At 36.3% G+C, this 20,497-nt stretch carries 17 protein-coding genes and 3 pseudogenes; 8 read left to right on the top strand and 12 right to left on the bottom strand.

All coding sequences use genetic code 11. The features are described 5' to 3' along the window. The first annotated feature begins 103 nt into the window (after positions 1-103). Together CN514_RS11995 and iadA are read left to right on the top strand one after the other, a co-directional pair. Positions 104-1,525 carry a YfcC family protein gene (locus CN514_RS11995; protein ID WP_098232782.1) on the top strand — a complete coding sequence of 474 codons (1,422 nt, stop codon included), beginning with the start codon at positions 104-106 and terminating at the stop codon, positions 1,523-1,525. A gap of 32 nt (positions 1,526-1,557) precedes the next feature. Then, on the top strand, positions 1,558-2,730 hold the full coding sequence (gene iadA, locus CN514_RS12000) for a beta-aspartyl-peptidase (protein ID WP_098232783.1): 1,173 nt from the start codon (positions 1,558-1,560) through the stop codon (positions 2,728-2,730). A gap of 180 nt (positions 2,731-2,910) precedes the next feature. Here iadA and CN514_RS12005 read toward each other — a convergent pair whose 3' ends face one another. Next, complete coding sequence (locus tag CN514_RS12005) at positions 2,911-4,092, bottom strand: sulfite reductase subunit alpha (RefSeq protein ID WP_483295011.1); 1,182 nt, start codon at positions 4,090-4,092, stop codon at positions 2,911-2,913. Positions 4,093-4,333: 241 nt separating this feature from the next. On the opposite strand from CN514_RS12005, the gene CN514_RS12010 reads away from it, so the two are divergent. Both CN514_RS12010 and CN514_RS12015 read left to right on the top strand, forming a co-directional pair. After that, the gene (locus CN514_RS12010) at positions 4,334-5,608 is read left to right on the top strand and encodes an MFS transporter (protein ID WP_098232785.1); all 1,275 of its coding nucleotides are present in this window, start codon (positions 4,334-4,336) and stop codon (positions 5,606-5,608) included. An 82-nt stretch (positions 5,609-5,690) separates the two neighbouring features. After that, a pseudogene (locus tag CN514_RS12015) lies at positions 5,691-6,073 on the top strand (VOC family protein). 656 nt (positions 6,074-6,729) lie between these two features. Here the strand turns inward: CN514_RS12015 and CN514_RS12020 are convergent. The 9 genes and pseudogenes from CN514_RS12020 to CN514_RS12065 all read right to left on the bottom strand — a co-directional run bounded on the left by CN514_RS12020 (position 6,730) and on the right by CN514_RS12065 (position 15,219). Further along, complete coding sequence (locus tag CN514_RS12020; protein ID WP_098232786.1) at positions 6,730-7,071, bottom strand: cupin domain-containing protein; 342 nt, start codon at positions 7,069-7,071, stop codon at positions 6,730-6,732. Between the two features lie 10 nt (positions 7,072-7,081). Continuing rightward, positions 7,082-7,915 (bottom strand): ABC transporter permease, encoded by an 834-nt coding sequence (locus tag CN514_RS12025; RefSeq protein ID WP_217993924.1) that lies wholly within the window; start codon positions 7,913-7,915, stop codon positions 7,082-7,084. Beyond that, on the bottom strand, positions 7,915-8,937 hold the full coding sequence (locus tag CN514_RS12030; RefSeq protein WP_098232787.1) for an ABC transporter permease: 1,023 nt from the start codon (positions 8,935-8,937) through the stop codon (positions 7,915-7,917). The genes CN514_RS12025 and CN514_RS12030 overlap by 1 nt, the downstream gene beginning before the upstream one ends. Positions 8,938-9,044: 107 nt before the next feature. Further along, positions 9,045-10,628, bottom strand: a complete 1,584-nt coding sequence (locus CN514_RS12035; protein WP_098232788.1) for an ABC transporter substrate-binding protein — start codon at positions 10,626-10,628, stop codon at positions 9,045-9,047. A gap of 35 nt (positions 10,629-10,663) precedes the next feature. Beyond that, a complete protein-coding gene (locus CN514_RS12040) occupies positions 10,664-11,659 on the bottom strand; it encodes an ABC transporter ATP-binding protein (RefSeq protein ID WP_098232789.1) in 996 nt (331 codons plus the stop codon). Then, on the bottom strand, positions 11,646-12,641 hold the full coding sequence (locus CN514_RS12045; RefSeq protein WP_098232790.1) for an ABC transporter ATP-binding protein: 996 nt from the start codon (positions 12,639-12,641) through the stop codon (positions 11,646-11,648). The genes CN514_RS12040 and CN514_RS12045 overlap by 14 nt, the downstream gene beginning before the upstream one ends. Before the next feature lie 219 nt (positions 12,642-12,860). After that, positions 12,861-12,965, bottom strand: a pseudogene (locus CN514_RS27000) (IS200/IS605 family transposase); the annotation flags it as partial. Between the two features lie 238 nt (positions 12,966-13,203). Continuing rightward, positions 13,204-13,836: pseudogene (locus CN514_RS12055) on the bottom strand (SpoVR family protein); the annotation flags it as partial. An 843-nt stretch (positions 13,837-14,679) separates the two neighbouring features. Continuing rightward, a complete protein-coding gene (locus CN514_RS12065) occupies positions 14,680-15,219 on the bottom strand; it encodes a helix-turn-helix domain-containing protein (protein WP_098232793.1) in 540 nt (179 codons plus the stop codon). A gap of 129 nt (positions 15,220-15,348) precedes the next feature. On the opposite strand from CN514_RS12065, the gene CN514_RS12070 reads away from it, so the two are divergent. Genes CN514_RS12070 through CN514_RS12080 form a run of 3 tightly spaced genes read left to right on the top strand, consistent with a single transcriptional unit; the run spans position 15,349 to position 17,275 of the window. Next, a complete protein-coding gene (locus CN514_RS12070; protein ID WP_098232800.1) occupies positions 15,349-15,588 on the top strand; it encodes a PLDc N-terminal domain-containing protein in 240 nt (79 codons plus the stop codon). Continuing rightward, positions 15,585-16,490, top strand: coding sequence for an ABC transporter ATP-binding protein (locus CN514_RS12075; RefSeq protein WP_098232794.1), 906 nt, complete (start codon positions 15,585-15,587; stop codon positions 16,488-16,490). The genes CN514_RS12070 and CN514_RS12075 overlap by 4 nt, the downstream gene beginning before the upstream one ends. Then, complete coding sequence (locus tag CN514_RS12080) at positions 16,487-17,275, top strand: ABC transporter permease subunit (RefSeq protein ID WP_098232795.1); 789 nt, start codon at positions 16,487-16,489, stop codon at positions 17,273-17,275. Before CN514_RS12075 ends, CN514_RS12080 begins: the two co-directional genes overlap by 4 nt. Positions 17,276-18,135: 860 nt before the next feature. On the opposite strand, the gene CN514_RS12085 is transcribed toward CN514_RS12080, so the two are convergent. Next, positions 18,136-18,351 carry a hypothetical protein gene (locus CN514_RS12085; RefSeq protein ID WP_098232796.1) on the bottom strand — a complete coding sequence of 72 codons (216 nt, stop codon included), beginning with the start codon at positions 18,349-18,351 and terminating at the stop codon, positions 18,136-18,138. 428 nt (positions 18,352-18,779) lie between these two features. On the opposite strand from CN514_RS12085, the gene CN514_RS12090 reads away from it, so the two are divergent. Continuing rightward, positions 18,780-19,655 (top strand): DMT family transporter, encoded by an 876-nt coding sequence (locus tag CN514_RS12090; RefSeq protein ID WP_098232797.1) that lies wholly within the window; start codon positions 18,780-18,782, stop codon positions 19,653-19,655. A gap of 194 nt (positions 19,656-19,849) precedes the next feature. On the opposite strand, the gene CN514_RS12095 is transcribed toward CN514_RS12090, so the two are convergent. Then, positions 19,850-20,497 (bottom strand): bclA protein (locus CN514_RS12095; protein ID WP_098232798.1); only part of this gene is annotated, 648 nt, incomplete at its 5' end.

Consider the following 20,497-nt stretch of genomic DNA (forward strand, 5'->3'; position numbering starts at 1 on the left):
AAAAGATAGGAGGGAATTTCGGATAGCGTTTAATCATTTTTTACTACTAATTCTAGAATAAGTCAGATTATTCTAGCACTCTAATTTCAAAGGAGATGAAATGATGTCACAAATTCAGGCTAATAAAATAGCACAACAGCGAAATGTTATGAAAGAACGTAAAATTAATATCTTTGCACTTCTATTAGTAATTTTACTTATTGCAACAATTCTTACTTATGTTTTACCAACAGGTGAATACGCACATGTAGAAATTAATGGCCATTCAACAGTTGATCCGAATTCATTTAAATCAATCGCAGCAACACCAGTTGGATTCTTTGAAATGATTAAAACCATTCATTTGGGCATGGTAGATGCAGCAAATATTATTTTCTTTGTTCTAATAATTGGAGGTTTTTTCGGTGTATTAAGTGCAACTGGCACAATTGAAGCATTAATCTCTACTTTGGCTAAAAAACTAGCTAATAGAGAAAAGTTATTAATTCCAATTATGATGCTTTTCTTTGCAATTGCAGGTTCTTTAATGGGAATGGCTGAAGAATCTTTAGCTTATATCCCACTTCTGATTCCATTAGCCCTTGCTTTAGGTTTGGACACAATGACAGGAACTGCAATCGTATTAGTTGGCGCATCAGCAGGTTTTACAACGGCTATCATGAATCCGTTTACAGTTGGTATTGCTCAAGGAATTGCAGAACTACCTACTTTTTCCGGAATGGGATTTCGACTTGTATTGTTTGTAATTGTTTATTTAATATCAGTTATTTTTATTTATCGTTATGCCATGAAAGTAAAGAAAAATCCGGAAATGGGATTTTATGGTAAATATTCGGTAGAGCAATCTAACGTTCTATTATCTTCTAAAGTAAAATTATCTTCTAGACATAAATGGATATTCTTTGCTTTTCTTATAAACTATATAGTTTTAGCTTATGGTGTTATTAAATTTCAATGGTATATTAGTGAAATTGCTTCTTTGTTTATTATTTTAACGATTGCTATTGGGATAATTGGAAGACTATCAATCGATGAAGTTGTTAAATCATTTACTCAAGGATCTGCTTCCTTAATTAGTGGTGCCCTTATAATAGGTGTTTCCCGTGCAATTTTAGTCGTTTTAAATCAAGGACATATTGTTGATCCAATGCTTCATGGAGTAACTGAAGTCATTAAACATATTCCTGCTTCTTTAAGTGTAATTGGAATATATAATTTCCAAGCAGCTATACACTTTATTTTAGCTTCAGGTAGCGGTCATGCCATGTTAACAATGCCCATAATGGCTCCGCTTGCTGACCTATTAGGAATTACTCGACAAACTGCTGTTCTATCATTTTCTTTTGCAGATGGAATTGGGAACATTATTTTCCCAACTGCTGGAACTTTAATGGCAGGATTAGCTATTGCAGGAATACCTTGGACAAAATGGGCTCGATGGATTTTCCCATTAGTAATCATTCAATATTTAATCGGTTTAATTGCCGTTGTAATCGCACACTTAATAAATTACGGTCCTTTTTAAACAATTAGCAAAGGTAATAGGAGGAAAAAAAGTTGTTAACTTTAATAAAAAACGGTCATGTATACACACCACATTCTATCGGCAGAAAAGATATACTTTTAGCAGGAGGAAAAATTGAAATGATTGCAGATCATATCACCATTCCACCAGATTTTCTATCCTGCGATGTCATAGATGCCTCCAACTCTTTCGTTGTACCAGGTTTTATTGATTCACATGTACATATCATTGGAGGTGGCGGAGAAGGAGGATTTAAAACACGCACTCCTGAACTAATGCTTACGAATGTTACAACCGCTGGCGTTACTACAGTAGTCGGTGTACTAGGTACTGACGGTACTACAAGAACTATGGAGAATTTACTTGCAAAAGCACGTGGATTAGAAGAAGAAGGCATTACTTGTTATATTCATACTGGTTCCTATCAAATCCCTGTAAAGACACTAACAGAATCGATTCAGAGAGATATTATTCTGATCGATAAGATTATTGGTGTTGGTGAAATTGCTATAGCTGACCACCGTTCCTCGGAACCAACAATTGAAGAACTTTCAAAGATTGCATCAGCTGCGCGGAATGGAGGTATTTTATCTGGAAAGGCTGGCATATTAGAAATTCATGTCGGTGATGGAAAAGATAAACTATCCCTTCTTCATCAAGTAATCGATCAGACAAATATTCCAATTCGTCAGTTTCATCCGACTCATATTAATCGGAATGAAGAATTATTTAGAGCCGGTATTGATTTTGCGCTTAAAGGTGGATTTGTAGATTTTACTACAAGTACAACACCTCAGTTTTTAGAAAAAGGCGAAGTAAAATGTAGTAAAGGACTAAGAGTAATGATTGAAAAAGGAGTTCAGATTGAGAACATAACTTTTTCATCAGATGCTCAGGCAAGTCTTCCTTTTTTTGATACAAATGGTGACTATTTAGGACTTCAAATTGGCAAAATTTCATCTTTATATCAAGAAGCAAGAGATGCAGTAATGAATGAAGGGATCCCATTAGAAATTGCATTACAAGTAATTACTTCAACCCCTGCACAAGTGCTAAAACTATCTCACAAAGGTAACATAACATCCGGTAACGACGCTGATATTGTTTTATTAAATCAAGAAACTTTAGAAATTGAAACAGTATTTGCACTTGGAAGAAAGATGGTTGAAAATGGTATTCCAATTGTAAAAGGCGCTTTTGAATAACAATTTAACTAATATTTCAATAGAAAAGGTATATCCCCCAAAAATGGAAAGTCGCATTAAATTTAGGCGTTAGTGCAAAAAATTGACCTTAAAAACAATAAAAAAGTAACCCTCTGTACCATCTGGAACGAAGGGTTACTTTTTGTTATAAAATACCTATATTAATAATACCTTTTTATCTTAATACACATCACGTTGATAACGCCCTTGCTTCTGCATATCTTTAAGATGCGCTTCAGCAGCATCGCGTTCCATCGCACCTTCTTTTTCAAGAATCGTAATTAGCGCTTCGTTGACGTCTTTCGCCATATATTCTTTATCTCCACAAACGTAGAAATAAGCTCCTTTTTCAATCCACTCATACAATTCTTTGCTATTTTCAAGCATTTTATGCTGCACATAAACTTTTTGATCTGTATCACGGGAGAATGCAGTATCAATTTTTGTCAATACTCCATCTTGTTGATATTTTTCTAACTCGCCTCTATAAAGGTAATCTGAAGCTTCATGCTGGTCTCCAAAAAATAACCATGAACGGCCAGTGACTTTATTGACTGCTCTTTCCTGGATAAACGAACGGAATGGCGCAATACCCGTCCCAGGTCCAACCATAATAATATCTTTGTCCCCAGACTCTGGCAAATAGAAGTGTTTATTTACTTGAACAAAGACTGGAAGAGTATCTCCTTCTTTAATACGTTCTGAACATAAAACAGAACAAACACCTTTACGATCACGTCCGTGTGCAGTGTAGCGTACAGCACCGATTGTTAGATGAACTTCATCTGGATTTGCAGCGATACTGCTTGCGATTGAATATAGTCGTGGAGTCATTTTTCTTAATAATGAAACGATCTCTTGAGCAGATGCACTCCATGGACCAAAATCACGTAACATATCAAGTAAATCTCGTCCATAGCAATATTCCTTAAGTTGAATTGCATTTTCAACCAACACAAGGTTTTTCAGCTCTTCGTTTTCAGTAAATACAGCTGCCTGTTGTAAGATTTTCTTCGTCAACAGTGTAATTTCACAGTACGATGTAAGCGCTTCTTTTAGAGATAGTGTTTCACCTTGCTTACCAACTGTTACATTTGCTTCTTCATTCCATTTCATTTCATTTATAAGAGCAGCAACTAGCTCTGGATCATTTGAAGGAATCACGCCAAGTGCAGCACCTGGTACATAAGAAAGTCCTGACCCTGTCAATGATAATTCAATATGCCTTGTTTCCTTGTTTGAGTCTGTTCCATTTAAATTAATATTTTTGAGAACCTTCGCTTGAAATGGATTGGTCCTTGAATATGGTAGTTTGTCATTTGTAGTATCGTTTAAAGTAGATTTCATTACTCGTACCTCCAAGATTTGTGTATATAACTAAGATAACATAGAAGTGGCAAATTATGTATTAACATCTACTACTTTTTTACCTTTTTCGTGTTTTTCTTTATCCACGTGTCCAAAATCTTAGTGATTCTCCTCTTGTCCACTTCTTATACAGGGAATTTTTAGATAATATACTGAAAACTGTAGAGGATAAATAAAATATTAGTAGTATCTAATCTATAAATAGCAGTTACTAATCATTGGGAGGAAAAAACTCATGAAGAGTTTTACGAAGCAAGAAAATAGTTGGATTTTCTACGATTGGGCCAATTCAGCTTATTCTATTATTATTAGCACTGCCGTATTCCCTCTTTTTTATAAAGCTTCTGCTTCAAAAGCCGGAATAAGTGCTTCTGATTCTACTGCTTATTTAGGTTATACGATCGCCATTTCTACATTCATATTAGCTATGTTAGGTCCAATCCTTGGAACAATTGCCGACTATAAAGGATTTAAAAAGAAGCTATTTTCTTTCTTTTTTTCTCTCGGTGTTTCTTTTACTGCACTACTTACATTTATTCCTAATGATAACTGGCTTTTACTATTGATTTGTTATACGATTACAGCTATTGGCTTTGCTGGTGCGAATGTTTTTTATGACGCCTTTTTAGTAGATGTAACATCAGAAGAACGAATGAATAAGGTATCTGCTCGAGGCTTTGGTTTTGGATATATAGGTAGCACAATCCCTTTTATCATTAGTATTGCTATAATTGTATTAGCTCAAAAAGAGATAATTTCAATTTCAACAACTCTCGCAAGTCAAATCGCCTTTCTCATAACTGCTGTCTGGTGGGGCATTTTTACAATTCCTTTGTTACGAAACGTTCGTCAAAATTATTTTATCGAACCTGAACAAAATCCTGTATTAAATAGCTTTAAGAGGCTAGGAAAAACCTTTAAAAACATCCGACAATATCGTGCTTTATTTATATTTTTACTGGCATATTTCTTTTATATTGATGGTGTTGGAACGATCATTACGATGTCAACAGCTTATGGAACTGACCTTGGAATCAGTTCAACAAATCTATTAATTATTTTGTTTGTCACACAGGTCGTTGCTGCTCCATTTGCAATTATATACGGAAAGCTTGCAGATAAGTTTTCAAGCAAAATTATGCTTTATGTTGGAATCATTATTTATATGATTGTTTGTATCTATGCTTACTTTTTAAATTCAACTTTAGACTTTTGGATTTTGGCTATGCTCGTTGCCACATCCCAAGGTGGAATCCAAGCTTTAAGTCGTTCATATTACGCAAAACTTGTACCTAAAGAAAAATCAAATGAGTTTTTTGGCTTCTATAATATTTTCGGTAAATTCGCATCAATCATGGGACCATTAATCGTCGGCTTAACAGCTCAACTTACAGGTCATTCCAATATGGGTGTATTTAGTCTAATTATTCTATTTGTTGTTGGTATTTTCTTTTTAACTCGTGTTTCTGAACCAAATAATACAGAAGTAGCGAAAACTACAAACTACTAAAAAGAAATGGGAGGGTGTCCTAAAAGTTTAACTTTTAGTGGCACCCTCTTTGTTTAAGGTGCCTGACAAGGAGGTAGGCATTATGGCTGTAAAAAAACTCGAACATGTAGGGATACAAGTAAGGGATATCGATACATCGATTGAATTTTAACTAGAGTAGTGGGGTTAGTATTTTTGGAAAAACAGGACCATATCGATCCAAAAATTAAATTAGCGTTCTTGGGATTTGAGAATTCAAAGGAACCGATTGTAGAATTAATTTCTGGTTATAACCCAGATTTACCAGCAGAGGGGAAAGTTCATCACCTCGCATTTACAGTAGATGATATCGAAGCGGAGATCGCACGTGTTAAAGACCATCATGTAACATTTGTAGACGAGTCAATCACAACATTGCCAAGTGGAGCAAAATATATCTTCTTTTATGGACCAGACGGAGAATGGATTGAATTATTCCAGTCTTAATAATGTTTACGTAGCACTTTCATAGTAGTTGATGAATATGAGTCACATTACGTGGCTCTTTATATCTTTAGTAACGGATCAGTATATCACAAGTAAGAGAATCAGCATAAACCGTCCAACCGGATTTAAAACATTAATTCTATTTTTTTGGCAATACGAAACGGGAAACGTTACAAATTCATTTTTTAACAGTTCTTTTTACATTGAACTTTTAATGTTCAATTAAACAATTGCTTCGATTGTAAAATTTACAACCAAGAGCCTCTTATCGTTTAATAGATTGCTTGATATTTATTTCTTTTTTTCCTTTATCAAAGTATATGCCAATAACTTGCCCAGCCTTGTTTCTCTCAACGATCTTCTTTTTGACTAAGAATCTTCTATTCCTTATTCAACATAATGATCGGTTAGTGCAATAGCAAAGTTGTAGTCTCCTTTTTTTCGTCGTACACTGTTTTAAAGGGGCGAAGTACCATCCGACCTAGTTTCCTTCTCTCACAGTATTAGTGTTCCATCAAAACAGTAAACGTAAAGAAAAAAAACTTACGAATGCTTCGTAAGTTTTTTATGAAAAGTTTCTTGATATGCATGATTGATGCTCATGATCCCCATTGCCATTAACAAAGCCAAGTAGTGCAGAAATGAAGAGGAACTGATTAAGCTTCAGCTTTTTTCACCATAAAACAAACTAGGAGACAAGGTTCGTTCGTACGATTAATGCACCAATGCTCTTCACCGGCAGGGATAAAGGTTGCATCTCCCGCTTTTTCCACACTGTGAACACCTTTGGAATAGGTATCAATTTCTCCACTAAAAATATAAGAATACTCGTCTTCTTCGTGGCAACTCATACCAACAGCTGGTACACGTTCACCAGGCGTTAGAGAAATCACACTCATGCTCACTTCTTTAAAATCACCTTGTCGTGTGAAGAGTTTTTTCATTTCATAGATTGGCATGCCGATTGGTTCAACTTGATTCGAATTGATTTTTTCCATTTGATTACCCCTATTCTTTTTTTAGTTTTGGATCGAGAAAATCGCGTAGACCATCGCCTACGAAGTTCGCACCAACCGATACAGAAAAGATGGCTAAACCTGGGAAAGTCGACACCCACCAATTTTGAATCACTTTCGCTCCGCCAGATACCATCGAACCCCACTCAGGTGTCGGAGGTTGAGTCCCAAGACCAAGAAAACTTAGCCCTGAAAACATCAAAATGGCGTTTCCAAGGTCCAGTGTTGCCATCACAAGCAATGGTCCGAAACAATTCGGTAAAATTTCAAAAAAGAGAACACGAATGTGAGAGGCACCCATGACGCGAGAAGCCGTCACATACTCGCTTTCTTTTAATGAAATCACCATAGAACGCATGAGCCTTGCATAATTCGGCCACCAAATGATGGCCATCGCAAGCACAGAGTTTAAGATACTTGGTCCAAGTGCTGCTGCGATCACCATCGCCAAAATAAGGGGAGGGAACGCCATGATGAGTTCGGAGAAGCGCATCATCACTTCATCCACATACCCGCCTTTATAACCTGCGATTCCCCCGTATAAAATACCGAAAGCGAACGCACAAACCACTGTAATTATCCCAGCCGTTAACGAAATACGAGAACCAACGATGACACGTGAGAAAACATCTCGACCAAGCTCATCCGTTCCAAAAAAGTGTGAAGCGCTAGGGGACTCGTACCGGATGCTTAAATTCTGCGCCGTGACACTATGTGTTGTGATGAAAGGTGCAAACAAGGCAACGAGAAACCAAACAAGACAAATAACTAAACCCAGTTTAAAAAGAAATCCTTTTTGACGAAGAAACGATACAATTGTTCGCATTATCGGTGCCTCACTCTCGGATCAATGACACCGTATAAGATATCAATGACTAGATTAATCACAACATAAATCAATGCAATTAATAACGAAACACCACAAATTGCCGGGAAGTCGAGTGAAACAGCTGACAAATAAGCATATTGACCAATCCCTGGCCACGCAAAAATATTTTCTACAAGCACCATTCCACCAAGTAGATTACAAAATCCCATTCCAGCGACTGTAATAACCGGGATCATGGAATTTGAAAGGGCGTGTTTAAAAATAATCGCTGATTCTTTTAACCCTTTTGCTCGCGCTGTTCGAATATAATCCATTGACATCACTTCAAGTAAGTTTGACCTTGTTTGACGAGCGATTAACCCCATCGTAAAAAGACCAAGTACAGCGCCAGGAAGGATCAAGTGCATCGCCACTTCACCAAATAATTGGAAATCACCTCTTAGCAGTGAATCGAGTAGAAAAAGGCCCGTTCCACCATCTGGTGTTGACGTACGTGCATCGATGCGTCCTGGTCCTGGTGTGATCCCTAAAACAGACGTAAACACATAGAGCAGAAGAAGTGCAAACCAAAAACTTGGGATCGACACGCCACTAATAGAAACCGTTCGGATGACATGGTCAATTGCTTTATTCCGAAAGATGGCAGAAATCACGCCAAAAAGTACGCCGAAAACTAAGGCAATCACCATGGCCACGACTGATAGTTCAAGAGTAGCCGGGAAAAACTGCATTAAATCCTTCAGTACTGGTTTACCGGTGCGAATGGACGTGCCTAAATCACCTGCGAATAAGTGCTGGAAATAGAGCATTAATTGACGGAATAACGATTGATCAAGCCCCCACTTTGCTTTAAAAGCGGCGACGATTTCGGGATTATTCATGGCGCTTTGACTTAAATTCGCGGCAACTGGATCACTTGGTACTAAATGCGAAAGGATAAAGACAAAAAGCGCCACGCCAACCAATAAGAAAAGAAGAAACAATAGACGTCTACCGATAAATCGAAGCAATTGGCACAACTCCTTTCAAAAAACAGATACGATGGATTCACTATGTAAAAGATGGTAATAGGAAAGCTAGTCATAGGGGAAAACACCCTACGACTAGCTTTTTGTCATTTCAATGATTATTTAGATAGCTTTAATTCATTTAAATGCAATTTACAAAAATCGTTATACGCAACACCTTGCAACTTTTTGCTAACCGCAAATGTTTTTGGGTGTTGCACCAAGAAAGCGTACGGGCTATTTTCAGCGATGATGTCTTGCATCTGACCTGAAATCTCTGCACGTTTTGTTTGATCGATTTCGATCTTCGCTTGATTTGCTAAGTTAACTAAAGCAGGATTTGCTGAAGCTTCCCAGTTCGCACGTTTTCCGACAATATCACCTGGAATAAATGCTAATTGGTTGCTTAAATCGTAGTAGTCAGGTGACCAATGCATCACAAGGAATGGTGATTTTCCATTTCGGTAATCTTCAATGACCGCACCAATTTCACCCGTTTTGATGTCAACATTGATATTGATTTTCGCTAAATCTTCTTTTACTTTTTCAGCCATCGTTGTCCATGAAAGACCCTCTGATTCGAAGTTCGCAGCTGTTAAAGGAATCGTGAAGCCTTTTTCATATCCAGCTTCTTTCATTAATTCTTTTGCTTTATCAATGTTTTGATAGTTCGCTGGTCTTGATTTGGCACCAACAAAACCTTTTTGAACAAATGATTCAGGAAGGAGTGCACCATCGCCTGCTAATTGTTGGAATCCTTTGTAGTCAAGTGCATAACGAACAGCTTGTTGAACAAGTGGATTCGAGAGTTCTTTCCCAATACTTGCTTTGTCGTTCATCATTAAAAATGAAATCGTTGAAGTTGGAGAAGAAACCACTTTTGCAATTCCACCTGATTTAATGGTTTTGACTTGGTCAGGACCAACGCTAAGCGCTACGTCAATTTCACCATTTTCAAGTGCTTGAATTTGTGTATTTGGGTCTGGCATTTCTTTGATAATGATCTTACTTGCATTCACAGTGCCTTTATAATTTGGATTCTTTTCAAGCACCATTTCCGTATTTCTTGTCCATTTTTTCAACACATACGGACCACTTCCAGCAGACGCACCGTCAAGGTAAGTTGACGCTTTGTCAGTCGTACTTGCATCAGCGGCATCTGTTCCACCGTTTTCTTTGACAACTTTACTATCCACTACTGCAAAAGCATTTCCTGTGATTTTTGACAAGAATGACGCATCTTTTTCTGTTAGCGTCACAACCACTGTGTGGTCATCTTTTGCTTCGACTTTTGACACACCAGCCGTTAAAGCTGACGCATTGTCTTTGATATTTTTTGTGCGATTGAAACTAAACACAACATCATTTGCTGTGATTGGGTTACCACTTGCAAACTTACGTCCTTCATTCAGATTAAATGTATAAACAAGTCCTGAATCATCGACTGTATATGATTTTGCAAGAGCTGGTTTTGGTGTAAGGTCTGAACCTTCTAACATGTATAAGTTCTCATACGTTGCATAGAAATAGAAGTTTGCATACACTTCGTACGCACGAGCAGGATCCATTGTTTTCCAGTCAGATGCGACACCCACAACAATGGTATCGGCATAAGATGATGAAGTGCTCGTTTCTTTCTTCCCACAAGCGAAAAGTGAGAACGCCATCAGCGTAACCAAGGCGAGTAAACTGAATTTTTTCATCTCGTAAAACCCCTTTTTCTCTAAAATTTATAGCATCACTTTGTCGTCAAATGACACGCTGCAAAGTGGTTACTACCTGTTTGGATGAATGCTGGTGCGACTGTTTTACACTGTTCCATCGCAGCATGACATCTGGTGTGGAACCGACAACCAGCTGGAGGATTCGATGGGCTAGGTACATCCCCTGTGAGAATGATTTTCTCTCGTACATCCCCATTTGGATCAGGAATAGAAGAGAGGAGTGCCTTTGTATACGGATGTTGTGTGTTGCCATACAACTCATCGCGTGAAGCGAGTTCAACCATTTTCCCCAAATACATGACGGCAACCCGATCACTTAAATGGTGAACGACGCTTAAATCATGTGAGATAAAAAGATAGGTAAGATTCAATTGTTTCTGCAAGTCTTCTAATAAGTTAATGACTTGCGCTTGAATCGACACATCAAGTGCTGAGACGGGTTCGTCACAGATTAATAGTTCTGGTTCGAGCGCTAATGCCCGCGCAATACCAACCCGTTGTTTTTGACCACCGGATAGTTCGTGAGGATAACGACCCAAAAAGCGACTTGGTAGCCCAACCATTTCCATCAGTTCGTTGATTTTTGCTTCACCGTTCCCCATTTTGTGAATCTTGAACGGTTCAGATAAAATTTGTTTGAGGGTTCGGCGTGGATTCAAGCAAGCAGAAGGATCTTGAAAGATCAGTTGCGCTTTTTTCGCGAATTCTTTTTTTGACAGATTCGTGATATCCTCGCCATTAAACAGAATGGTTGAACCAGGGTCGGCTGGATAAAGACCAAGTAGTGTTTTGCCTAACGTACTCTTGCCACAGCCACTTTCCCCAACAAGACTAAACGTTTCGCCTCTTTGGATTGAAAATGACACATCATCAACAGCTGTCAGAACACCTTTTTTGCCATTCGGTTGTTTGATTTGAAACGTTTTTGTTAAGTGCGAAACGTCTAAAATTGTGTCAGATGATGACGGATTTGAAACCGAATCGAGTCGGCTAGATTCAGTTCGTGACATGTTGATCACCTACCTTTTTGGCCTCATCATAAAGGAAACATCTCACTTCGCGACCATCATCTTGGGTAAATAATGGCGGTTCTTCGTTTTTGCATCGTTCAACTGCGAATTGACAACGAGGATGAAAGCTACATCCACTTGGCATGTTCAGAGCATCTGGCACGGTGCCTTCAATTGCCTCGAGTCTGTCTACCTTATGAGAAATTTTCGGGATTGCATTTAGTAATCCTTTCGTATAAGGATGAAGTGGCTCTGAAAAAACAGCTGCCGTTGGGCTTTTCTCAACAATTTGACCAGTATACATGACGACGACTTGGTCACACATTTCTTTCACAACACCCAAATCATGCGTAATCAGGATCATGCTCATGTCCCGTTTTTTCATGAGACGATTCATTAAATCCAGTATTTGCGCTTGAATCGTTACGTCTAGAGCAGTGGTCGGTTCATCCGCAATTAATAGTTTGGGTTCACAAGCAAGTGCGATCGCAATCATAATTCGTTGGCGCATCCCACCAGACATTTGGTGCGGGTATTCATGAAATCGTTGTTCCGGAGAAGGAATGCCTACCATTCTGAGTAATTCGATGGCGATTTGTTTCGCTTCGTTTTTGCTAACTTTTTGATGAAGTAAGATTGGTTCCATGATTTGCTTTCCACAAGTATGGAGGGGGTTCAATGACGTCATCGGTTCTTGAAAAATCATCGACACAGATTTGCCTCTCATTTTTCGCATGTCTTCAGGCGAAGAAGTTAACAAATCGACGTCTTCGAACTGTATTTTTCCAGTGATATCAGCAACAGCGTTTTGCAATAGACCCATAATGGCAAGAGATGTAACGCTTTTTCCGCTTCCACTTTCGCCGACAATTCCGAGCGAATGTCCTTGTTCAATGTCGAAACTTAACCCCGCAACTGCTTGGACAACTCCTTGGCGAGACTTGAATTTAATCGACAAATCTTCCACTTTCAGTAATGTCATAAGCCTCACCCCTTTTCCTATTTAATTGACAATAACGCGTAATTTTTTCCAATTTTGTATAAAATTGCGATTTTTCTTATTATTCTAAACTACGTGTCAAAATATGTCTAGGTACTTTGGAGAATTCGATTCGAAAGAAAGAAAGGTTTAATAAACATGGCTTTTGAACGGTTCTCCTTGTGTACTACTTCTACCGGCCAGAAATCACAGGGTTTCTACTTAATTCCCTTTCTTTTTCTGTACCTCTTCATCAGTAAATGGATTGATGTATTCCATCATACTCAACTGTTTTGCCACTATATCATCTTGCAATTGATTTTCAACTATCGCATGCGTTTAGTTACATAAGAAATCATATTTTAGTACTAAAAATATAAAAAAACTTTTTTGATGCTTCCTCTAATTTTCTAAGAAAAAAGTTCATTACATCGTTCATCACCTTCCAATAATGAGTCTACAAATAAATAAAAACCACCATTGTATAAGTGGTTTATTCTTAATCTATTCCTCCAAAAAATCTACTTTCCTTTAAATTGAAAAACCACCTTCAAAAAAGGTGGTCCTAAATATACTTCCGATGAATATTCTTCCCATCATAACTAAACAACACAGACTTATTCTCAATATTCGTCTCTAAATGTACGCCTCTACCCCACAGCTGATGAATATAAGGCATTACCTTCTCAACATACTTCACATCAAGTTCCATATGTTCATAAGAATGCTTCAAATAAAGCTCCCCATTTTTTAAATAATCCCCTTCTTGAACTACAATATAAGGGAATCCACCATTTACGCGACGAACCACAAGTTGATCTCGTACATTTTCCCATGCCTTATTAGTGACTTTATATTCCTTACCTTGTCGTTGGAATAGATACATATCTTCACGCATGACTAGATCTTTCGTTAAATAGTTTCGTATAAATGAACTATCAGACTCTAACTCTCGTACTTCAAACATTTTTTCTCGACCGCTGCCAGGTTTTACACCTAACTCTCTCATTTCTTTGCTTGGATTGTTATATCGATCTTCAATATCTTCAAACATTCTTAGTCCTAAGTAGTATGGATTTATACTTGTTTTAGAAGGTTGAACTACTCCTGCATTTAGTTTTGCATATTCGATTGCTTCGTTTGAATCAAGGTTTAGTTCACGCATGATGCGGATGTGCCAGTAACTTGCCCAGCCTTGTTTCTCCTAAAGATCTTTGTGTTATATTTATTGTTTATATTCTTATTTACACGTCCATTAATTGAACCAAGGATACCAACATCTTCCCCAGTAGTTGCATCTTGAAGTACTAAATCTATATTTTTCATATGCGATGTTAGTGAGAACTTAAATGATATTCCTACTAATGCTCTATCTGGTATAGATGTATCACCTGAATACATCGGATTAGCGAGGGTAAAGGTATCAATACCTTATCGGTTCCCCTAATACTCCCTTATAGTGTCATAGGTTCGCTTGTTATGCGGAATCTTTGTCCCAACCAGCCCAAAGCACATTTCTATATGTAGGGGGGTGAACTGTTTAGTTGACGGAGTCTAAGCCCCACGCAAGCTTCGTTCTGCCCCGTCTACTTTAATCATAAGACCATAAAAAAATGGTCAACCAGTAAATTAGACACTGGATGACCTTATAATACTAGTCGAGGATATTTTGGCAGCAGCCTTCCCTACATCGGCATTACCCAACTTCATAGGTACTACGCTGCTATCCGACTCCCTACATCGGCATTTGGTTTCCTTACTTGTTTTCGCTTGTACACCATACTCTTCTATTAAATGAAAAGACCGGTAGGGTGGTCTCCCGAGTTGCCGTATCATATCAATGTGTTACGTGCCAAGGTCTCTGACTCCGGAGAGGCTTTACCCTTCTTGCCTTAACGAAACGTACGGTTTGATAAGGGGGAAGTCTCGTGAGAGATTTCCCTACTTTATTTTTTGATAGAACTGGCAGCTATTTGTCATTTCATAAATGCGTTTTTTCTTATTGTCTTTCTTCATTAATCAGACCATCTTTCTATAATATTTAAGTTTCTGGAATAATAGTTATTGCAATTGTTCGAATAGGGCTATCTATTTCTTTGCTCGTGGCATTGTAGTATCTAGTCATTAATTCATGTAATTCGTTTTGAAATTGTAAAAAGTGTTCATCATTAATTTTTAATTCTACTACTGAAAAAGTAGCACGATCCTCTTGGCTGTTTTGTTCCTCTAAATTGTTTAGATAATTTTGGTATTGAGTCATAAGTAACAACTGATAAGATGATATATAGTTTAATTTTTCCTCTATAGTAGCTTCTTTCCATTCCTCTTCATCAAGTCTTGCTTCTTCTACATTTAAAACGTAATATTTTTCGGAAACTGATTTCACCTTTTTTTCTTTAATAACGCGAATAATATCAGAATCCACCATGATTTGTATATGCCTATATAGCGTTGCTTGAGGTACATTTTTAATGAGTTTAATCATCTCTAATGGTGTTAGTCCATGCTCTTTATTACTCATTAACGCTTGGCAGATTTTCATTCTTACTGGATGCATTATAATTTCAGTTTTATTACTCATATTATCACCTTATTCTCTGTTGATTTTAATTCTCATTATAAAGAATGAGAACAGTGGTTGCAACATACCATTAATTATATTATCATTATCGATAATGATAATGAATATTTACTTAGGGGGAATGATGAATTGAAACTACACTATGGGTTTGATGATCTAAAAGATTTTGATTTTATGACTTATCTACCGATTATATTGCCAGTTATATTAGTATCTGCACTATTAATTTTAATTGCATTAATTGATTTGTACCGACATAGAAAAACGAGAGAAAATGTGGTCTTTTGGACGTTTATTGTTATATTTGCGAATACATTTGGACCAATTCTGTACTTTGTTATGGGGAGAAAGGATAGTGAGAGATCATGAAATTGGAAATCAAAAATGTAACAAAAACATTTAAAGGGAAAATTGCAGTCAATAATTTCTCGATGGAACTACAATCGGGAGAATGTATTGGATTAATCGGACCGAATGGGGCAGGTAAGACAACATTAATAAGAGTGATTTCAGACATTATCAATGCTAACTCAGGAGAGGTTTTACTAAATGGTAAAAAAATATCACAAATGAAAAGGGAAATAGGTTACTTACCACAGTATCCTAACTTTTATCATTGGATGACAGTGAAAGAAACTCTTACGTTTATGGGCAAACTTTCTGGATTAACTAAAAAAGAATTAGCAAATTCGATACCGGAAATTTTGATAAAAGTTGGACTTAAAGATGAAGAGAATTCAAGAGTTGGCTCTTTATCCGGAGGAATGAAACAACGTCTTGGTATTGCTCAAGCACTACTGCATAAACCTTCATTAATAGTCTTGGATGAACCTGTATCTGCATTAGATCCAATCGGTCGAAGAGAAGTTTTAAACCTGATTGAAGAAATTAAAAAAGATACAACGATTTTATTATCGACCCATATATTGGGCGATGCAGAAGAAATATGTGAACGGTTTGTAGTGATTAAGAATGGAATAAAAATAGAAGATACAACGATTACGGAACTGTTAAATCGAAATTGCGAAAATAAACTAAATTTGGAAATTACAGCAAAAGATCAAAAGTGGACTAATGTTATTAAAAAATTACCATATGTGAGGGAAGTAGAGGTCATTGGGAATAAAGTCAAAATAAAAGTTGAAAACATCTCAATAAATAAAAATATGTTACTGAAAAATGCAATCGAGAATGAAGTGGATATCCTAAAATTTGATAGTAACAATGATACGTTAGAAGATATATTCCTAAAATTGGTGGTGAAGAAATGAATAACTTCATTGTACTAACTAAAAAAGAATTTGCACAAATGATTCGCGATTATAAAGTTATATGGTTACCAATTGTATTTATCTTTTTAGGTTTAACCCAGCCGATCGTAACTTATTTTTTGCCATCAATTTTAGAATCATTGAGCGGTAGTCAGGGATTTACAATTGACCCGAGTATGACAAAACTAAAAGGTGGAGAAGTACTGGCCAGTACACTAGGTTCTCAATTTGATCAACTTGGGATAATGATTATAGCAATCTCAATTATGGGTATAATTCAATCGGATAAAGCGAATGGCATGTTAGCCTTTATTCTAACAAGACCTGTTACAGTTATTTCATATATAGGTGGAAAAATTATATCAAATGGTTTGATGGCTGTTTTAAGTGTATCAGTTGGATACATTGTTTCTTATCTATACGTAAATTATCTTTTTACGGATGTTCCATTTTCACAGATGATAACTGGACTTGTATTTTACCTTGCATGGGTTCTTTATATCGTTACATTTACTACGATGATCAGTACTGTTTTTCACAGCCAGGGTGTTATCGCACTAGTTTCAATTGTTTACCTTATTGGTTGTAGAATTATCGTCGGTTTGAATCCAGCAATTGATTATGTAAATCCAGCTAGTATGAGTAAACGAGCAATGGAATCTTTAATAACAGGATCAGTGAATTCGAATGGTATAATCAATATACTATTAACTATTGTTTGTATTTTGATGACACTCTTGGTTACGTATTATTGGATTGCTAATAAAAAATTTAATCATGAATAAGTCTCCATCTTAAGAAAAGAAAAAAATAAATTAAATCTTATTGAACTATTCTGCCAGATAGTAAAATAGGAGCCGATCATCGTTTATCGGCTCCTAGTATTATTGAACTATCGCACTGCGTTAGCCATCCATGAATCCTCAGATTCACAACAGTAGTGAATGGAAGTTTTTATTGTACTCCCATGGTAGTTGCATAAGTTAATGTAAAGTTCATAAATACTAAAAATAACTACTTTTTTAGATGTTTTATAAATTAATCTGGGAAAGTATTAGTACTTGGAATTATAGAAAAATTTATTGTCTACTGAAAAAAGAATTTGACTATGTGAGATATCTGATAATTCAAATTCACCCGAAGTATCCATTATATATAATGTAATTCCGTATATCCCTTTATTTAATACTTTATGTTTTTTGTACTCATTAAAAAGTTCTTACACTTTAGGAGTTTTATTTTTACTTAAATCAAACTGATAGTTAAAGTTGATTACACCAATTGAATTTGCATCTATATCGCTGGTATTTGGATCGTTTTGTATTACATTAGGAACAATTTCTTTTGTGTTAATTTTTTGAGTCTTTTTAAACTCTTCTATTAGTTTTTGTTCTCGAGAGTATTCTATATTAACATTTAAATAGTAAAAATAGTTTTGTTTTTGTTGATCATATGTCTCTTCTGATATTTGGACTAAACCATACTTTTTAATTAGTCCTTCAGAAAATTTTATTACATTTGGATTTTGCTTAATATAAGCTCCTTTAAAAAATTGTAAAAAAACATCATCACTACCTTCTTCGTCAACCTCTAATGTATCATAATCTAATAATAAATTTATAAAAGAAAGATAAGGGTGTAAAACCTAAATGTAAGTATCGTGTGGTAATTCATTAAACGAATCATCGGTTGTAGAAAGAATTTTTATATTACCATTAACCCCATAATTTTCTTTTAAATACTGTTTTATTGGTTTTTCAACATCTGTTTCTGAAAAGTTTGAGCATCCAGTAAGAATTAAGGTTGTTGTAATTGTTGTACTTACTAAGACGATTTGAATAATTTTTTTAATTTCCCTCATTTGACTATCCTACTTTACTTTTAATGTCATTTTCTAATGAACATTATCTCATTCCTCGTTCAATAGAACTTCCATTTTTTGTAAAAAAAGGAGCGAATAGTCCATTATGCTATGCAACTAAAGCTTGCAATAGTTCAATAACATATTCGGCTTAAAAGTCGATTTTTTTTATTCAAGTAAATGGCAGTTTAGTTCAATAAGAATGAGCTAAGTCATAAACGGTCTATTCGATGTTTTTCTTTTTTAAAGCAATATTCTTTGCTACAATTAAAAACAAATATATACGTGAGGTGAATCAATATGTATTGGACTCCACTATTTGAAAATGATGTACCAGTAGCACGCTTCTGCTCTTAATGGAGTGATTGAAGGTGACTACATCTCTCCGTTAGGGCAATCTGACCCAATTAAAGACGGAGGATTTTAAAATGAAAAATACCTTATTAGGTTCCTTATATTTAACTCTAGCTTCCAGTATCTGGGGTGGTATGTACGTTATTGTGAAAATTGTAGTATCGGTCATACCCCCATTAGAACTTGTGTGGATGCGATATTTAGTGGCAATTGTTGCACTTCTCGTTATCGGCTTCATCACACGTCAAAATTGGCGAATTGAGAAACGTTATTTCTTATTAATCGCAGCTATTGGGGTAATTGGAAATGCCATTTCAATTGTTGCCCAGGAAACTGGTACAATGTTATCTACTGCTCAAATGGGAGCTATAATAACATCTTCAACACCAGCATTTATGGTTATTTTTGCTCGCTTAATCCTTAAAGAACAGTTGACGTTAAGAAAAGGCGTTTCAGTTTGTTTAGCGACAATTGGGGTCCTTCTTATTGTTGGAATTGGTGATGTGAATATGTCCAGTTTACTTGGAGGTATTTCACTACTTATAGCTGCTTTAACATGGGCACTTATGTCTGTACTTGTAAAGCGTTTGCCAAATGATTATTTACAAATTGTGGTTACCACTTATTCCATATTAGTGGCCCTAATCTCGTTAACTCCATTTGTTTTGCCAAGACTAAACGAAATAAATATCTCTCAACTGACTCACCCTACAATTTGGGGAGGACTCTTGTATTTGGGAATTGTTTCAACAGCAGGTGGGTTTCTACTTTGGAATCGTGGATTACAAATGCTTAACGCTTCAAGTGGTGGTTTATTTTTCTTCTTTCAACCAGTGGTTGGAACATTACTTGGATGGCTAATTTTAGGAGAAAACATTAATGTAACGTTTTGGATCGGCTCTATCCTAATTCTCACAGGTGTTTTATTCGTAATCAAAGAGAAAAAATAGTAAATAAAAAATCCCCTTCAGACTGAAGGGGATTTACTTGTCTAATAGTACTAACTATTAATAAATAATGATTCTTAACTTATTGAACTAAACCAGCAAACTTTAACCTCTACTTGCATAAAAAAGCGATCTTTGTAATTGAAGAATCGCTTTTTTTCAAGTCAATTTAACAGCATGTTCAGAGAAAAATGAACTTATGTCGCAGTAGGAGGTGGGTTTATATTTACAGCCACGATTTTGCAAGTTGAAATTGCAAATCTAACGGTTGTAGTTGGACTTATTGGTAAAGTACCTAACACTATGCCAAGACCTGTTTGTTCCACGTTAAAACCTGCTGCAATAGAACCATTACCAGCTAAAAGATTCACTGTAGAACCTATCAGTGTATCTAGCAATTCTCTAATTGGTCTTTCACGACATTCACATTCGCACCCAGAATCAACAGGTGGCAACAAGTTGATAGTAGGTCCTGGTGGTAAAAATCCTACCCCTGTTACATCAGAAATATTGACCACAAAGGTTGTTACGCCATCTGTAACAGTAACTAAAAAATCATTCACAGCAGTAATAGTGAATAAAAAGAAAAGAGGGGGTACGTTTGGTGTGTCTGCAATCGTGCCAAGAATTACAGTTTCCCCGATAAGTTGTTGTAAAACGTTCTGCATAGGAAAAACACAGCAATCGCATAAACATCCTTCAACTACTCCAGTAGCACCCGTAGCTCCTGTAGCTCCTTGTGATCCACTTGCACCCGTAGCTCCTGTAGCTCCTTGTGATCCATTTGCACCTGTAGCTCCTGTACCTCCTTGTGATCCACTTGCACCTGTCGCTCCTGTAGCTCC

The sequence above is a fragment of the Bacillus sp. AFS001701 genome, from assembly GCF_002559405.1.
Taxonomy (GTDB): domain Bacteria; phylum Bacillota; class Bacilli; order Bacillales; family Bacillaceae_G; genus Gottfriedia.